The organism is Pseudarthrobacter scleromae, assembly GCF_014644515.1.
GTDB classification, from domain to species: Bacteria; Actinomycetota; Actinomycetes; order Actinomycetales; family Micrococcaceae; genus Arthrobacter; species Arthrobacter scleromae.
In genome coordinates this window covers 587,980-603,905 of sequence record NZ_BMKV01000001.1, presented here as the reverse complement: position 1 = coordinate 603,905, position 15,926 = coordinate 587,980, and the positions used below count along the sequence as shown (strand labels likewise).

The 15,926-nt window shown below is 66.6% G+C and carries 11 protein-coding genes; 4 read left to right on the top strand and 7 right to left on the bottom strand.

The window, feature by feature from the left end; genetic code table 11:
- Positions 1-20: 20 nt before the first annotated feature.
- Positions 21-1,112 (bottom strand): carbohydrate kinase family protein, encoded by a 1,092-nt coding sequence (locus IEX33_RS02890; RefSeq protein WP_188727515.1) that lies wholly within the window; start codon positions 1,110-1,112, stop codon positions 21-23.
- A 69-nt stretch (positions 1,113-1,181) separates the two neighbouring features.
- Between IEX33_RS02890 and IEX33_RS02885 the strand changes: the two genes are divergently transcribed.
- The 3 genes from IEX33_RS02885 (at position 1,182) to IEX33_RS02875 (ending at position 5,674) form a co-directional block, all read left to right on the top strand.
- A complete protein-coding gene (locus tag IEX33_RS02885) occupies positions 1,182-2,594 on the top strand; it encodes a family 4 glycosyl hydrolase (protein ID WP_188727513.1) in 1,413 nt (470 codons plus the stop codon).
- 75 nt (positions 2,595-2,669) lie between these two features.
- Positions 2,670-3,935, top strand: a complete 1,266-nt coding sequence (mshA, locus tag IEX33_RS02880) for a D-inositol-3-phosphate glycosyltransferase (protein WP_188727511.1) — start codon at positions 2,670-2,672, stop codon at positions 3,933-3,935.
- A gap of 62 nt (positions 3,936-3,997) precedes the next feature.
- The gene (locus IEX33_RS02875) at positions 3,998-5,674 is read left to right on the top strand and encodes a formate--tetrahydrofolate ligase (protein ID WP_188727509.1); all 1,677 of its coding nucleotides are present in this window, start codon (positions 3,998-4,000) and stop codon (positions 5,672-5,674) included.
- An 80-nt stretch (positions 5,675-5,754) separates the two neighbouring features.
- On the opposite strand, the gene IEX33_RS02870 is transcribed toward IEX33_RS02875, so the two are convergent.
- Positions 5,755-6,312 (bottom strand): DUF2306 domain-containing protein, encoded by a 558-nt coding sequence (locus IEX33_RS02870; RefSeq protein ID WP_188727507.1) that lies wholly within the window; start codon positions 6,310-6,312, stop codon positions 5,755-5,757.
- Between the two features lie 93 nt (positions 6,313-6,405).
- On the opposite strand from IEX33_RS02870, the gene IEX33_RS02865 reads away from it, so the two are divergent.
- On the top strand, positions 6,406-7,023 hold the full coding sequence (locus IEX33_RS02865; protein ID WP_188727505.1) for a MerR family transcriptional regulator: 618 nt from the start codon (positions 6,406-6,408) through the stop codon (positions 7,021-7,023).
- A 127-nt stretch (positions 7,024-7,150) separates the two neighbouring features.
- Here IEX33_RS02865 and IEX33_RS02860 read toward each other — a convergent pair whose 3' ends face one another.
- From IEX33_RS02860 to glgX, 5 genes are all read right to left on the bottom strand, one after another.
- Positions 7,151-8,236 carry an inositol-3-phosphate synthase gene (locus IEX33_RS02860; RefSeq protein WP_174176614.1) on the bottom strand — a complete coding sequence of 362 codons (1,086 nt, stop codon included), beginning with the start codon at positions 8,234-8,236 and terminating at the stop codon, positions 7,151-7,153.
- 164 nt (positions 8,237-8,400) lie between these two features.
- Positions 8,401-9,441 carry an L-glyceraldehyde 3-phosphate reductase gene (gene mgrA / locus IEX33_RS02855; protein WP_188727504.1) on the bottom strand — a complete coding sequence of 347 codons (1,041 nt, stop codon included), beginning with the start codon at positions 9,439-9,441 and terminating at the stop codon, positions 8,401-8,403.
- A 102-nt stretch (positions 9,442-9,543) separates the two neighbouring features.
- A complete protein-coding gene (gene treZ, locus IEX33_RS02850; protein WP_188727502.1) occupies positions 9,544-11,313 on the bottom strand; it encodes a malto-oligosyltrehalose trehalohydrolase in 1,770 nt (589 codons plus the stop codon).
- A complete protein-coding gene (treY, locus tag IEX33_RS02845) occupies positions 11,310-13,637 on the bottom strand; it encodes a malto-oligosyltrehalose synthase (protein WP_188727500.1) in 2,328 nt (775 codons plus the stop codon). Before treY ends, treZ begins: the two co-directional genes overlap by 4 nt.
- Complete coding sequence (gene glgX / locus IEX33_RS02840; protein WP_188727499.1) at positions 13,634-15,874, bottom strand: glycogen debranching protein GlgX; 2,241 nt, start codon at positions 15,872-15,874, stop codon at positions 13,634-13,636. Before glgX ends, treY begins: the two co-directional genes overlap by 4 nt.
- Positions 15,875-15,926: the final 52 nt, after the last annotated feature.

The window sequence follows — 15,926 nt, the reverse complement described above, 5'->3', positions numbered from 1 at the left end:
CGCTTCCGGCCGAATAATCGTCAGGCGTCCGAGAGGTGTGCGATGGTGGCTGCGGCCCTGCGCTGCGCGGCGAGCGGGACGTCCTGGATGATGTCGGCCAGGAAACCGAAGCGCCGCAGCCACTGGCTCATCTGCCGCTCCGGCCGTGCGTTGGCGCGCTTCCACCAGTCGGCAATGTCCCCCCACCCGGGGGCCGCCAGGGAACCGCCCACCTCCTGCACCGCCAGCGAGGCGCAAAGGTTCGCAAAGCGGAGCCTGTCCCCCAGCGGCCAGCCGGCCAGGCTGCCAACGATGAACGCGGCGTCGAAACAGTCACCTGCGCCCGTGGGGTCGTAGGCCTTCACCGGAAGCGAGGGCACCCATTCCTCCTCCCCCGTCTCAGAGTCCACGGCCATGGCCCCCTGCGCGCCGAGCGTCACCACGGCCACCGGAACGCGGTCTGCCAGCGCATACAGGGCAGTCCAGGGATCGTCCTTCCCCGTGAAGGCCATGGCCTCGCGCTGGTTGGGGAGGAAGGCATGGAAGTACTGCAGGTTGTCCAGCCGGGCAGGCGCCCATTCTCCGCTGGGGTCCCAGCCAACATCGCCGAACAGCTTGACCCCCGCGTGGTGCGCAGCCTTCGCCCACGGCTCGATCTCCCTGCCCACTTCCGCGATGCCTGCGAGCGCGGGCGGCGGGTCCCCGATCAACTCGGAGGATGAGATGGGCGCGGCGTGGCCGTGGGTCACCATGGACCGGTCCTTCTCCACGCAGAGGGAGACGGTAACGGGTGAGTGCCAGCCGGGCACTTTCTGCGACAGCGAGAGGTCCACGTGCTCCTGGCCGGACAGGATCTTCCAGTTGAAGTCCCCGTAGCCGTCGTCGCCGAACGCGGCGGCGAGTCCTGTCTTCAGCCCCAGCCGCGCCGCGGCGATGGCCTGGTTGGCGACCCCGCCCGGGCAGCTGCCCATGCCGTCGCTCCAGATTTCTGTGCCTGGCTCCGGCGCGTGCGGAAGCCCTGTGAAAATGATGTCCTGGAAAACCGTTCCGGCCAGCAGCAGGTCGAATCCGGGAGTGGAGGGCGGGCGGACGGCTGCCAGGGGATCGTAGGGGCGGGCTGGGATCGCGTCCATGTCCGCACACTACGCCCTGCCGCGGACATGCGGTAGGGGCCCGCCGGGCGCGGGCCTAGACTGCTGGTTATGCGCCTTCTCATTGCCGGCGGCGGGGGTTTCCGGGTGCCGCTGATCTACCGGGCGCTGGCCTCCGGGCGCTTTGCGGGGATGGTCAGCGAGCTGGTGCTGTACGACGTCGACCCCGCCCGCCTCCAGGCCGTCACGGCTGTCCTGCACAGCATGCCGGGCGGTCCGGATGCCCGGGTTCCGGTGCACGCCACCACCAACCTGCCGCAGGCGCTGGCGGATGCCGGGATGGTGTTCGCGGCCATCCGGCCCGGCGGAACGTCAGGACGGGTGGCGGACGAAAAGGTGGCGCAGGACCTTGGCCTGCTGGGTCAGGAAACAACCGGCGCGGGCGGGATCTCCTACGCCCTGCGGACCATCCCGCACATGCTCAACCTGGCACAGCTCATGAAGCAACACTGCCCGGACGCCTGGCTGGTCAACTTCACCAATCCTGCGGGCATGGTCACCGAGGCGCTGCTGCCCGTGCTGGGCCGGAAAGTGATCGGGATCTGCGACTCGGCCGGCGGCCTGGTGCAGCGGGCGGCGCGGGCGGCCGGGGCGCCGCTGCCGGAGGGAAGGCTCGACGGCGTGGGCTACTACGGCCTGAACCACCTGGGCTGGCTGTACCGGCTGGCATCCAACGGGCAGGACCTTCTACCGCGGCTGCTCGCCGATCCGCTGGCCCTGGCCGCGTTCGAGGAGGGCCGGCTCTTCCCCCAGCCGTTCCTGGCGGAGCTCGGCGCGCTGCCCAACGAATACCTCTATTACTACTACCAGCGGGACGCCGCCCGTGAGGCTATGCGCACCATGGCCCGGACCCGCGGCGAGACCATCCACAGCCAGCAGGAGGAGCTGTATCCGCGGCTGGCCGCGGGCGGCGCCGATGCGTTCCGGCTCTGGGAGGAGGCGCGCCGGTCCCGCGAGGAGGGCTACCTGGCTGAGGCACGCACCCAGGGCGCGCAGCGGGACGAGGCCGACCTGGCCGGCGGCGGCTACGAGCGGGTGGCCCTCGCCGCCATGCGTGCCCTGTCCGGAACCGGTGACACACAGCTGATCCTGAACACCCGCAACTCCCCCGTACCGGACACAGCCGCCGCCCAAACCACGGCCCGGCCGGCCGCCCCTGAACCGGCCATTCCGGGGCTGCCGGCGGACGCCGTCGTCGAAGTTCCCTGCACGGTGACGGCCGACGGCGCGCTGCCGCTTCCTCAGCAGGCTCCGCCGGAACCGCAGCTGGGACTGCTGCGGCAGGTCAAGGAGGTGGAGCGGCTGACCGTGCGGGCCGCCGTCGAGGGTGACCGCGAAGCCGCCCTCGCGGCGTTCGCCGGGCATCCGCTGGTGGACTCGGAGGCCCTGGCGCAGGCCCTGCTGGACGGCTACGAGCGGGAGTTCCCCGCGCTCCGGGATCTGTGGCGCCCAGGTGTCCTGTGAGGGAGGAGTAGTGTTTTATCGGATGCGCACTCTACCGGCGCTGCCCATACACGCCGGTAGCCGGAAGGAGGTCCCATGGCACTGATCCGCAGGGTTGCTTTGCTCTCCCTCCACACCTCCCCCATGGAGCAGCCCGGTTCCGGTGACGCAGGCGGGATGAACGTGTACATCCGCGAACTGGCATCGGCGCTGGCGGAAGCGGGCGTCGAGGTGGAGATCTTCACCCGGTCCACCGCGGCCAACCAGCCCGCCGTCGAACACCCCGATCCCGGCGTCTGCGTGCACAACGTCCTGGCCGGGCCGCTGAAGAAGATTCCCAAGGAAGAGCTGCCGGGCCTGCTGCACAGTATGGTGGCGGAAATCGAGCAGATCCGCCGCCGGCAACCGCACGGCCGCTACGACGTGATCCATTCCCACTACTGGGTGTCCGGCATTGCGGGACTGGAGCTATCCGAGCTCTGGGGCGTCCCGCTGGTCCACACCATGCACACCATGGCCAAGGTCAAGAACCTGCTGTTGGAATCCGGTGAACAGCCGGAGCCGCGGCGGCGTGAACTGGGCGAGCACCGCATTGTGGACGGCGCCGCCCGGCTCATCGCCAACACCAGTGCCGAGGCCGCCGAACTTGTCTCGCACTACGGCGCCACGTACGACCGGATCGACATCGCCCCGCCCGGCGTGGACCTGGGCACCTTCACGCCTGCCTTCCGGGCACGGTCCAGGGCAGAGCGGGGCATCACCCCCGGGACGTTCCACCTGGTCTTCGCCGGGCGCATCCAGCGGCTGAAGGGGCCGCAGGTCCTGGTCAAGGCGGCGGCCCTGCTGCGGAAACGGCGGCCGGACATCGACCTCCAGGTCACCATCCTGGGCTCGCTGAGCGGCAACAAGGAATTCAACCTCCGGCGGCTGATTTCGGAAGCGGACATGGACGACGTCGTCACGCAGCTTCCCCCGGTCAAGGCACCTGAGCTTGCGGCGTGGTTCCGCGCGGCGGACGTGGTGGTGATGCCCTCCTTCAGCGAGTCCTTTGGGCTGGTGGCGCTCGAAGCCCAGGCCTGCGGCACACCGGTGGTGGCCACGCGTGTTGGCGGGCTGTCGCGGGCCATCTTCCACGGCAGGACCGGTCTGCTGGTGGACGGCCACCACGCCGCCGACTGGGCCGACGCGCTCGAAGCCCTGCACGACGACCCCGCCACCCGCGAGGACATGGGACGGGCCGCCGCCATCAGGGCCCAGAACTCGGGATGGGCCCGCACTGCTGCGATCACGCTCGAAAGCTACCACGCCGCCGTCGACAACCATGTGGGAACCCGGCTGGTGCAGGCCTTTCCCGCGTCCTGACTGTCCCTCCACGGAAACCTGACCCCACCCGCCAATCACCAATCACCAATCAAAGGACAACGATGTCTTCCACCCCCAGTGACCTTGAGATTGCCCGAGCGGCACGGATCCGGCCCATCGAGGAGATTGCGGCGGCTGCGGGCATCAATGCGGACGCCCTCGAGCAGTATGGGCGGTACAAAGCCAAGATCGATCCCGCCCGGCTGCAGGCCCCTGCCCCTGCCGGGAAGGTGGTGCTGGTCTCGGCAATGTCCCCCACGCCTGCCGGCGAGGGAAAGTCCACCACCACCGTAGGGCTCGCCGATTCCCTGGCACGGGCAGGCCACAAGGTGATGATCGCCCTGCGTGAGCCCTCGCTGGGCCCGGTCCTGGGCATGAAGGGCGGCGCCACCGGCGGCGGCTACTCCCAGGTGCTGCCCATGGACGAGATCAACCTCCACTTCACCGGCGACTTCCACGCCGTCACAGCCGCCAACAACGCGCTGATGGCCCTGGTGGACAACCACATCTACCAGGGCAACCAGCTCAACATCGACCCCCGGCGCATGACGTTCAAGCGGGTGCTGGACATGAACGACCGCGCCCTGCGGGAGGTGGTCATCGGTTTGGGCGGGCCCACCCAAGGCGTCCCGCGGCAGGACGGCTTCGACATCACCGTCGCGTCGGAAATCATGGCGGTCTTCTGCCTGGCCACGGACCTGGCCGACCTCCGCTCCCGCCTCGGCCGGATCACGTTCGGCTACACCTTTGACCGGACGCCTGTGACCGTGGCGGACCTCGGCGTGCAGGGGGCGCTCACGCTGCTGCTGAAGGAGGCCGTCAAGCCCAACCTGGTGCAGACCATCGCCGGCACCCCGGCAATGGTTCACGGCGGCCCGTTCGCCAACATCGCCCACGGCTGCAATTCGCTCATTGCCACCCAGACGGCCCGGCGGCTGGCGGACATTGTGGTCACGGAGGCGGGCTTCGGCGCCGACCTGGGCGCCGAGAAGTTCATGGACATCAAGGCTCGGACCGGCGGCCTGGCGCCCTCGGCGGTGGTGGTGGTGGCAACGGTGAGGGCACTGAAGATGCAGGGCGGGGTGGCGAAGAACCAGCTCACCGAACCGAACATCGCCGCCCTCGAGGCGGGCGTGGCCAACCTGCACCGGCACGTCCGGAACGTGGAGAAGTTCGGGGTGCCGCCCGTGGTGGCGATCAACAGGTTCTCCTCCGACTCGGCCGAGGAACTCGACTGGCTGCTGGCGTGGTGTGCGGCGGAGGGAGTTCCGGCCGCCGTCGCCGATGTGTGGGGACGCGGCGGCGGTGGTCACGGCGGGGATGACCTTGCGGCCCTCGTGGCCAAGACGGTGGCGGGGCCAAACAATTTCCGGCACCTGTACGCGCTGGGACTGCCGGTGGAGGACAAGATCCGGACCATCGCCCAGGAAATCTACGGGGCGGACGGGGTGGACTTCTCCGTACCGGCCCTGAAGCGGCTGGCCGATATCGAGCGGAACGGCTGGGGCGGCCTCCCTGTGTGCATGGCCAAGACCCAGTACTCGTTCACGGACGACGCCTCACGCCTGGGCGCCCCGAAGGGATTCACCATCCACGTCCGCGACCTCCTGCCCAAAACTGGGGCCGGATTCATCGTGGCGTTGACCGGAGCGGTGATGACCATGCCCGGGCTGCCCGTTGCACCGGCCGCGATGCGCATGGACGTGGACGGCGACGGCAACCCGGTGGGCCTCGCCTGACCCCTGCAACGCTCTCTCACCTGATGCGGCCTTTCTACGGACGCTCTCTCACTTGATGCGGCCTTTCTACGGACGCTCTCTCACCTGATGTCGGCTTTCCGGCGATCCTCTCGCACTTCCCGCGAGTCAGGGACCCGTGCGGACGCCGCTTTTACGGTCACAACGGTCCGCGACCTCCCGCCCACGCGGCCTCCCCGCTTCACTGAAACGAAGATCACCGCCGTGCTCAGCACCACGAGTCCGCAGACGAACGCCGCGGAGGAGGGGTCGGTGGCGAGCAGATCAGGAATGGCACGGCCCGGCACAGTCACTGCGAAGATGAAGGCCACGGCGATGCCGACGTAGCTGCCAATCATGTTTCCCCTATGCGAGGCGATGTTGCCGCGAACGGCACTGACCAGGCCCAGGGTTACGGTCACGATGGTGAAGGCCGAGAGCCCGTGCAGCCAGCTGAAATGCCCGTCGGACACAATCCAGAAACTGCTGAAGCAGACGTAGTACGTGGCAGCCACCCAGAAGTAGCCCATGGTGCGGTGGATACGGTCTCGCCGTCGGCGCAGTATCTGCAAGGGCCCGATGGCCAGCACAAAAAGAGCGCCAACCACGTGGCTGGCAAGTAGAACATTCCAAGGCTCCATAGCCTTAGGATAGAGCCACTATCCATGCGTGTACATCAGGATAGCCGGGCTCGAATTCACTATCCATTGACACGGGCAGGTAAGGAGATCGGGATGCAGCTCAATGAACTGAGTCAGCGGTCAGGAGTCACACCCGCAAGCATCAAGTACTACCTGCGCGAAGGTCTGCTGCCACCGGGAGAGGCCGTTCACGCAACCCGTGCCGAGTATTCAGCCAGGCATCTCGACCGGCTCGAATTAATCCAGGCGCTCCGCCAGATCGTGGGCCTCAACATCGGGCAGATTCGCGGCCTCGTGAAAATAGCCGACGACGGCGTGCCCCGCCTCGATCTCCTTGCTGCGGTCCAGCGGGTGGTTCTGGATCTTGGAAACTACACCACGTCGATCGGCGGGGAAGCGGCAGAGGCGGCTGACGCCGTCATGCGTCTCCGCGGTTGGCCGGATTCCGCAAGTGACGCCCGGAACGCCCTCACTGCCCACCTGGAGCTGATGGCGGGCCTCAAGATTCCTGTATCTGAGACAGTGCTGGAGGCGTACAGCAAGGCGATGGACGACGTGGCCGGACTCGACATTGCCGCAACGACCGCCCCGGAGAGCACCGACAGGCTCATCCTCACTGCCGCCGTCGGCATGCATATGCACAGCCAGCTTCTCCTTAAACTCCTGGCACTCGCCCAGGCCAGCCACGCCATCCGCCGCTACCACGGTTAAAGGGGCGGCGCTCCCCCACCGAAGTGAGAGAGCGCCGCGTGAAAACCCACATCATGTGAGAGAGGATCGTCCAGAAACCGCAATTAAGTGAGAGAGCGTCCCAGGGGTGGGCAGCCGGACTGAAGGCTTAGCGCTCCAGGTCGCCGCGGATAAAGGCTTCCACCTTTTCGCGGGCGAGGTCGTCGTTGAACTGCTCCGGCGGGGACTTCATGAAGTAGCTCGATGCGGAGAGCAGCGGGCCGCCGATGCCGCGGTCCAGGCCGATCTTGGCGGCACGGATCGCGTCGATGATCACGCCCGCGGAGTTCGGGGAATCCCAGACTTCCAGCTTGTACTCGAGCGAGACGGGGGCGTCGCCGAAGTTGCGGCCCTCGAGGCGGACGAACGCCCACTTGCGGTCGTCAAGCCACTGGACGTAGTCGGACGGGCCAATGTGGACGTCCTTCGCGGCCAGTTCGGCCTCGACGTTGGAGGTGACGGCCTGTGTCTTGGAGATCTTCTTGGACTCCAGGCGGTCGCGCTCCAGCATGTTCTTGAAGTCCATGTTGCCGCCGACGTTCAGCTGGTACGTGCGGTCCAGGGTCACGCCGCGGTCTTCGAAGAGCTTGGCCATGACGCGGTGCGTGATGGTGGCGCCGATCTGGCTCTTGATGTCGTCGCCCACGATCGGGACGCCGGCGGCGGTGAACTTGTCAGCCCATTCCTTGGTGCCGGCGATGAACACAGGCAGGGCGTTCACGAAGGCCACGCCGGCGTCAATCGCTGCCTGGGCGTAGAACTCGGCTGCTTCCTGCGATCCAACGGGCAGGTAGCAGACCATCACGTCAACCTTGGCATCCTTGAGCGCCTGCACAACATCAACGGGCTCTTCGGTGGACTGCTCGATGGTCTCGAGGTAGTACTTGCCGAGGCCGTCGAGGGTGTGGCCGCGCTGGACGGTGACGCCGGTGGGCGGCACGTCGGCGATCTTGATGGTGTTGTTTTCGCTCGCCAGGATGGCATCGGAAAGGTCAACGCCGACCTTCTTGCCATCCACGTCAAACGCGGCGACGAACTCAACGTCACCCACGTGGTACTGACCGAACTCAACGTGCATCAGGCCCGGGATCGTGGCCTTGGGGTCGGCATCCTTGTAGTAGTGGACGCCCTGGACCAGCGAAGCGGCGCAGTTGCCTACGCCGACGATTGCAACACGAATCGGATGTGAAGACACGGAACTCCTTTGAGGACAAACGTCAGCCCGCCGGCGTCGCGTCCAAGAGAGGACGACGGCGGCGCGGCAGGCTCTGCGCCAAAACGGCGCCTTTTCATAGTAACCAACAGAGTGGGACGCGGGGTTGTTCCCTTGTCCCACTCTGCGGAATCACCGTAACGGAATCAGGCCGGCTGCTTCCAAAGGTTAATGTCGGATTCCACCGCGAACTCGTCGATGGCGTTCAACTCATCGGCGGTGAACGCGAGGTTGTTGATGGCGGACAGGGTGTCCTCCAGCTGGGTGACGCTGGACGCACCCACCAGGGCCGACGTGACGGGCGAACCCTTGGGCTGGTCCCGCAGGATCCATGCAATGGCCATCTGGGCGAGGGACTGTCCGCGCCCGGCGGCGATGGCGTGCAGGCCGCGGATCCGGTCCAGCTTCTCCTCGGTGATCGCATCCTCGGAGAGGAAGCGGGCCTTGGCTGCCCGGGAATCTGCGGGGATGCCGTTGAGGTACCGGTCGGTGAGCATGCCCTGTGCGAGCGGGGAGAAGGCGATGGAGCCTGCCCCCACCTGGTCCAGCGCTTCGTAGAGGTTGGGCGAACCGTTCTCCGTCCACCGGTTGAGCATCGAGTAGCTGGGCTGGTGGATGAGCAGCGGCGTCCCGAGGTCCTTCAGGATGCGCGCGGCCTCAATGGTCTGCTCCGGGGTGTAGGAGGAGATGCCCGCGTACAGTGCCTTGCCTGAGCGGACGGCGTAGTCCAGGGCGCCCATGGTCTCTTCCATCGGCGTTTCCGGATCCGGCCTGTGGCTGTAGAAGATGTCCACGTAGTCCAGGCCCATGCGCTGCAGCGACTGGTCCAGGCTGGAGATGAGGTACTTGCGGGAGCCCCATTCGCCGTACGGGCCGGGCCACATGTAGTAGCCGGCCTTGGTGGAGATGACGAGTTCGTCCCGGTAGGGCTTGAAGTCGTCCTGGAGGTGCCGGCCGAAGTTCGTTTCGGCGGACCCGTCGGGCGGGCCGTAGTTGTTGGCGAGATCGAAGTGGTTGACGCCGAGGTCGAACGCGCGGCGCAGGATGGCGCGCTGTTCGTCGAAGCGCTTGTCATCGCCGAAGTTGTGCCACAGGCCAAGCGAGATGGCGGGGAGCTTAAGTCCGCTGCGGCCGACGCGGCGGTAGGGCATGGATTCGTAGCGGTCTTCCGCCGCGGAATAAGTCATGTGTTCCATCCTGCCAGCTGTGACCCGCGCAACAGGCCAGGGCGGGAAAGTTACGCCGCGGGCTGACATCAGCCCGCGGCGCAACACTGCCCACATGGGGCGTCAGGACTTGACGATTGCCGCACTCCAGGGCGCCAGGGCGAGGGCCTCGCCGTCAAGGTCGGTCCCCTCGTCCGTTGCAAGCAGCACAGCCCCGGAAACGTCCTCCAGCCGCACCTTGGCGTCTGAGAGGTTCAGCAGTACCTCAACGCTTCCGCGGCGGAACCGCAGCCAGCCGGCGTCGTCGTCGAACGTCACTTCCGTCTCGGTGAAGCCGAGACCGGCAAGCTCCGGGTGCTCACGCCGCAGCGCTGTGAGGGCACGGTAGAGCTCCAGCAGCCGGGCGTGGTCCCCGGCGGAGGCTTCATCCCAGTTCAGCTTGGACCGGCGGAAGGTTTCGGGATCCTGGGGGTCGGGCACGACGGCGGGATCCCACCCCATGCGCTCGAACTCCTTGATCCGGCCTTCCGCGGTGGCCTTGCCCAACTCCGGCTCCGGGTGGGAGGTGAAGAACTGCCAGGGGGTACTCGCCGCGAACTCCTCGCCCATAAACAGCATGGGCGTGAACGGGGACGTCAGCGTGAGCACTGCGGCCATCGCCAACTGTCCGTGGGACAGCGACTGCGAAAGCCTGTCCCCCGTGGCGCGGTTGCCGATCTGGTCGTGGTTCTGGTTGCAGACCACCAGCGCCGCAGGGTGCACCAGCGAGGCATTGATGGGCCGGCCATGGTGCCGTCCGCGGAAGCTAGAGTAGCTGCCGTCGTGCAGGAAGCCGTCCTTCAGGACCTTTGCCAGCACCGCCAGGGACTGGAAGTCCTCGTAGTACCCGGTGGTCTCACCGCTGACGCTGACGTGGACCGCGTGGTGGAAGTCGTCGCTCCACTGCCCGGCCAGCCCGTACCCGTTGACGTCCCGTGGGTACAGCAGGCGGGGGTTGTTCAGGTCCGATTCCGCGATCAGGGTCTTCGGCAGCCCGGTCTCCGCCGAGACGGCGTCGCCCAGGGCACCGAACTCCTCGAGGATGTGCACGGCGCGCTCGTCCTTCAGCGCGTGCACGGCGTCCAGGCGGAGGCCGTCCACGTGGTAATCCCGGAGCCAGAGGGCAAGGTTGTCCAGGATGTATTCCCGCACCACGTCGGAGCCGGGACCGTCCAGGTTCACCGAGTCGCCCCAGGTGTTGGCATCCCCCTGTTTCAGGTACGGGCCGAACTTGGACAGGTAGTTCCCGCTCGGGCCGAGGTGGTTGTACACCACGTCCTGGATGACGCCCAGGCCGGCGGCGTGGGCAGCGTCCACAAAGCGCTGGTAGGCCGCAGGCCCGCCGTAGCCTTCATGGACCGCGTACCACTGGACGCCGTCGTAGCCCCAGTTGTGGGTCCCGTTGAAGCCGTTGACCGGGAGCAGCTCGACGAAGTCGATGCCCAGGTCCGCAAGGTAACCGAGCTTTTCGGCTGCAGCATCCAGGGTTCCCTCGGGGGTAAAGGTGCCGATGTGGAGCTCGTAGATCACCGAACCCTTCAGCTCCTTGCCCTTCCAGCCGGAGTCCTGCCAGGCGTGGGCTGCGGGGTCGAACGTCCTGGAGAGCTCATGGACGCCGGCGGGCAGGCGGCGCGACCGCGGATCGGGAACAGGATGGCTGTCCCCGTCCAGCAGGTAGCCGTAGTCCACCTCGCCGTCAGCCGGAGCGTCCGGGGCTGTCCACCAGCCTTCAGAGCCCGGCGCCGTCTCCTTCTCCACCATAGGGTACTGCTGCCCGCCGGCCAGCAGGACAACGGACGTGGCATCAGGAGCCCAGACGTCGAAACGCGCGGGCCCGCCATTGACGAGGGTCATGCCTTTTCTCCATCCACAGGTACGAGCAAAGCCACGGGGTAGGTGCCCAGGACGTCGGCCACCGGAACGGACCCGGATCCGTAGCTGTTGCCGGTGAGTTCGTCGCGCACCGCAACGGAAAGTTCGACGGCGGTGTCCCGCCATCCGCCGTCGGCCGCCAGTCCGGCGGGAAGCCGGGTGGCAAGGGTCAGGGCACCCAGGGCGCCGTCACCGCCGCGGTGGAACGCGAGGACATGATCCGCCGCAGGACCCTTGGCTGTCACGGGACTGTAGCCCTGGAACAGTTCGGGCCGGTCGCGGCGGAGCCGGAGTGCGCGGGAGGTGACCAGGAGCTTGCTGGTTTCCGTGCCCGCGGCGGGAAGGGTGCCGGCGTCGAGCTTTGCAAGCTCCTGCCGGCGGACCTCAAAGTCCACCGGCCGCCGATTGTCGGGGTCGGTCAGGGACCGTTCCCAGAACTCGCTGCCCTGATAAACGTCCGGGACGCCGGGCATGGTCAGCTGGACCAGTTTCGCGGACACGGAGTTGGACGCGGCGTACGAATCGATCCGTGCCACGAAGTCCTCCACCGCTTTGGTGACCCGGCCGTCGTCGAACGCTGCATCCACCGCGGCCTTGACGGAGGATTCGAAGTCCTCGTCAGGGCTTGTCCAGGTGGTGGAGTTGCCGGCTTCCCGGGCAGCCTTCTCGGCGTATCCCTGCAACCGTTCCCTGCTCGCGGGCCACGCCCCCACCACAGCCTGCCACAGCAGGTTCTCGTAGGGGCCGTCCGGAATCGGGGCGAGTCCGCGGAGCGTGGCCAGGGTATCCGCCCACTCCTCCGGCAGCTCGGCGATGACCGAGATCCGGGCCCGCGCGTCCTCGCTGCGCTTGGTGTCATGCGTGGACATTGCGGTCATGGACAGGGGCAGTTCCTGCTGGCGCCGGGCCATCCGCTGGTGGAACTCGGCCGTGGAAACAGAGAACTCTGTGGGTTCGGCCCCCACCTCCGTCAAAGTGCCCAGTCGGGTGTAGCGGTAGAACGCCGTATCCTCGACGCCCTTGGCCATCACCATGCCGGAGGTCTGCTGGAAGCGGACGGCGATGGGGTTGGCGGGATCAAGGAGCAGCGGCAGCAGTGTGCCCACGGCAACCTCAAGGTCGGGCCGGTGCGCCGCTGCTGATTCGCACGCCTCCTTGAGGATCTCGGCGCCGGTGGGCAGGTACGTCCGGTAGACCGGGAACGCAGCGATGATCTCGGCAATGGCATCCGCTGCCTGCTCCACCGAAAGCCCATAGGACTCCGGCACCAGGCGGGCCAGGCGCAGGACCTCGGACCGCAGGATGCCGTCCGCGATCATTCGCTTGGTGCCCCGGATCATCTCTGCGTAGTCCGCAGGGGTGTCGGAGCCGCGAAGCTTCGCGTCCAGCTCGTCCAGCTCCTGCTGGCCTGCGGGGTCCACGAACACCCGGTCCACGTCCGCGAGGGCGTCGTATCCGGTGGTTCCCTCGGTGGCGAAGTCCTGGGGCAGGGTTTCGCCCGGCTCCAGGATCTTTTCCACCAGGAGGTAGGCTCCGCCGCTGAGGTCCTTCAGCCAGCGCAGGTAGCCGGCGGGGTCGGCCAGGCCGTCCGGGTGGTCAACCCGCAGGCCGTCCACCAGGCCTTCCTTGAACCAGCGGCCCACCTCGGCGTGTGCCTCCTCGAAGACCCTGGGCGTTTCCACCCGGATCCCGGCGAGCGTGGTCACTGCGAAGAAGCGCCGGTAGTTCAGTTCCGCGTCCGCCCGGCGCCAGTCCATCAGCTCATAATGCTGGCGACTGTGGACCTCCTGGGGGGAATCGCCCTCAGAGTAGCTTCCGGAAGCGAGCGGGAACCGGTGGTCGTAGTAGCGGAGCTCGCCGTCCTTGATCTCCAGCTTGTCCAGGTCCTCGTCCGAGCCAAGCATGGGCAGCCGGATCTTCCCACCTGCCAGGTCCCAGTCGACGTCGAAGGCGTCGGCGTAGGGCGAGCCCTGCCCTTCCTTCAGCAGGGACCACCACCAGGGGTTCTGCGCGGGCGTGGCGACGCCCACGTGGTTGGGCACGATGTCCACCAGGACACCCATGCCGTGCTCGCGGGCAGCCTTGGACAGGGCCAGCAGGCCCTCGGGGCCGCCCCGCTCCGGGTCCACCGCGGAGGGGTCGGTCACGTCATAGCCGTGGTCCGAGCCCTGCTCCGCGGTGAGGATGGGCGAGAGGTAGACCCAGTCAACACCGAGATCCTTCAAATACGGGACCTTCTCGGCGGCATCAAACAGGGTGAAGCTGCTGCGGATCTGCAGGCGGTAGGTCGAAGCCGGGACCCTCATGCCTCGGTAGCCCTTGCCTCGCTCGCTTCCGCTGCCTTTGTCTGGGCATCCACCATCTCCCCTTGGGCTTCCTCCTGCTCGACCATGGAAGCCAGGGAAGCGGCTGCGGAATAATCAACCTCCATCTCAGGTCCGGAGTAGGCGCGCAGGACCACCATGGACTTCGCGTCGAGCGTCAGCGTTGCTCCCGCCTTGAGCGGCTCGTAGGCCTCCGCCTGGGCGGCCGTGTCAAACAGGACCTCCCAGTTCGGGGAGTACTCCTCGGAGGGAAGGCAAAAGTCCACGGCGGCGTCGTGGGCGTTGAATGCCATCAGGAAGCTGTCGTCGGTGATCCGCCGGCCCCGTGAATCCTGTTCCTGGATCCCATGGCCGTTATAGAAGACGCCGATGGTCCGGCCGAAGCCGCTCCCCCAGTCTTCCGGCAGCATTTCGGTACCGTCGGTCTTCAGCCACACGATGTCCGGCAACTTTTCGCCTTCACCGCGGCGCACCGGCCGGCCATCGAAGAACCGGCTGCGGCGGAATGTGGGATGGTCGTGCCGCAGCTTGTTCACGAAGGCGGTGAACTCCACCAGCGGCTGGTCCATGGCTTCCCAATGGATCCAGCTCAGCTCGGAGTCCTGGCAGTACGTGTTGTTGTTGCCCTGCTGCGTGCGGCCCAGCTCGTCGCCGTGCAGCAGCATCGGCACGCCCTGGGAGAGCAGCAGTGTGGCAATGAAGTTACGCTGCTGGCGCGCCCGGAGGGTCAGCACCTTGTCGTCGTCCGTGTCACCTTCTACGCCGCAGTTCCAGGACCGGTTGTGCGATTCGCCGTCGTTGTTGCCCTCGCCGTTGGCATTGTTGTGCTTCTCGTTGTAGGAGACCAGGTCCCGCATGGTGAAGCCGTCGTGGGCTGTGACGAAGTTGATCGAGGCCACCGGACGCCGCGCCGAGCTTTCGTACAGATCAGCGGATCCGGTCAGCCGGGAGGCGAATTCGCCCAGGGTCGACGGCTCACCGCGCCAGAAGTCGCGGACGGTGTCGCGGTACTTGCCGTTCCACTCCGTCCACTGCGGCGGGAAGTTACCCACCTGGTATCCGCCGGGGCCCACGTCCCACGGCTCAGCGATGAGCTTTACCTGGGAAACCACCGGATCCTGCTGGATAAGTTCGAAGAAGGTGGACAGCTTGTCCACGTCATAGAACTCACGGGCCAAGGTGGAGGCGAGGTCGAAGCGGAAGCCGTCCACGTGCATTTCCGTGACCCAGTACCGGAGGGAGTCCATGAGCAACTGCAGCGAGTGCGGATGCCGCACGTTGAGGGAGTTGCCGGTGCCGGTGTAATCCATGTAGTGCTTGAGGTCGCCGTCCACCAGGCGGTAATAGGCCTGGTTGTCGATGCCCTTGAAGGACAACGTGGGGCCGAGGTGATTGCCTTCCGCAGTGTGGTTGTAGACGACGTCGAGGATCACCTCGATGCCGGCCCGGTGCAGGTCGCGCACCATGGCTTTGAATTCCTGGACCTGCTGGCCGGTTTCACCGGTGGAGCTGTAGGTGTTCTGCGGGGCGAAGAAACCGATGGTGTTGTAGCCCCAGTAGTTGTTGAGCCCTTTTTCCATCAGGGTGCCGTCGTTGACGAACTGGTGGACGGGCATGAGCTCGATGGCGGTGACACCGAGCTTCTTCAGGTGATCGATCACTGCCGGGTGGGCCACACCGGCGTACGTGCCGCGCTGGTCCTCAGGGATTTCAGGGTGCAGCTGGGTGAGGCCCTTGACATGCGCCTCGTAGATGACCGACTCGTGGTACGGGATCCGCAGCTGGCGGTCGCCGTCCCACTCGAAGAACGGGTTGATGACTACGCCGTGCATCGTGTGCGGCGCCGAGTCGGCGTCGTTGCGGGAATCAGGGTCCCCGAATTCGTAGGAGAAGAGCGCGGGGTCCCAGTCGATCTGGCCCTGGACAGCCTTCGCGTACGGGTCCATCAGCAACTTGTTCGCGTTGAACCGGTTCCCGTTCTCCGGATCATACGGTCCGTGGACCCGGTATCCGTACTTCTGTCCGGGCTGGATGTGTGGAAGGTAGCAGTGCCAGACGTAGCCATCGACTTCGGTCAGTTCGATCCGCGTCTCGTTCAGGTCATCGTCCAGGAGGCAGAGTTCAACCCGCTCCGCGAGTTCGCTGAACAGGGCAAAGTTGGTGCCGGTTCCGTTATAGGTGGCGCCAAGGGGATAAGCCGATCCGGGCCAGACTTCCATAATGCTCCTCTTTGTGATTCGGCAGCAGAAGAGCAGGAGCGCCCTGCTGCCG